This window comes from Oleiphilus sp. HI0117 (assembly GCF_001635235.1).
Genome location: NZ_LWGA01000471.1, coordinates 1 through 410, shown reverse-complemented (window position 1 = coordinate 410; position 410 = coordinate 1). Strand labels below are relative to the sequence as shown.

Below are 410 nucleotides of genomic sequence, written 5' to 3'. Positions count from 1 at the left end.
ACCGCCGTGAGCCAAGCTCATTCCCAATACCGTATCGCCGGGAGAGCAAAGCGCCATATAAACAGCAGCATTGGCTTGCGAACCTGAATGAGGTTGAACGTTTGCGTAGTCAGCACCAAACAACTCTTTAGCACGATCAATCGCTAGCTGCTCAACCACGTCAACATGCTCACAACCACCGTAGTAACGCTTACCCGGATAGCCTTCAGCATACTTATTCGTTAATGCAGAACCTTGAGCCTCCATCACGCGAGGGCTGGTGTAGTTTTCTGATGCAATCAGTTCAATGTGTTCTTCTTGACGCGTTGCTTCAGCAGTAATTGCATTTGCTATTTCATCATCAAAGCCAGCTATAGTCATATCACGAGTAAACATTCATCGCCTCTATCATTCAGGAAAAAATAAGCCTC

General features: G+C 46.6%; 1 pseudogene. It reads right to left on the bottom strand.

Annotated elements, in window-relative coordinates:
• Window positions 1-375: pseudogene (gene glyA, locus A3757_RS05380) on the bottom strand (serine hydroxymethyltransferase); the annotation flags it as partial.
• Window positions 376-410: the final 35 nt, after the last annotated feature.